The sequence below is a fragment of the Citrobacter sp. VF227 genome, from assembly GCF_052950715.1.
Genome location: NZ_JBRFVF010000508.1, coordinates 1 through 449 on the forward strand (window position 1 = coordinate 1; position 449 = coordinate 449).

A 449-nucleotide genomic window follows, 5' to 3' on the forward strand; every position below is an offset into this window, starting at 1 on the left:
CAAGGCGGACGAGTCCTGCCGCGACGACGTCCAGGAGAACGGCCTCGACGGCCGTGGGTGGGTGGCGGCCGAGGACGACGGAGGGACCTGGCGTCGGGATCCCGACCTGACGTGGCCCATCGCGTGGGCTGTCGGCGTCTGATCGTGTCAGCCGTCGAGCGCCAAGTCCATGGGTATCAGCAGGGGCACCAGCTCCTCGCGACGTCCATGCCCCTTCCGAAGGCGGAACAGTCGGTGGTCAACCAACTGTCCGACGTCGCGGGACCCTTGCGGCCGCGGGAGCGGTTCGATCCATACCTGACGGCGTATCCGCTGCCGGGGGGCAAGCGCTTCGTGCTTGCGCGGACCTGGCAGGACCTGACGGTCGCGCGGGCGGGATGTGTCCGAACCTTGAGCCTCGTAATTCCTATGGACGAATGGGTCCGGGCCGAAGGTCTGTCCGCCTATTT

General features: G+C 67.7%; 1 protein-coding gene. It reads left to right on the forward strand.

Annotated elements, in window-relative coordinates; all coding sequences use genetic code 11:
* Positions 1 to 207 precede the first annotated feature (207 nt).
* The coding region (locus ACU8YC_RS27575) for a GAP1-N1 domain-containing protein (RefSeq protein ID WP_446896338.1) at positions 208 to 449 on the forward strand (242 nt) is incomplete at its 3' end.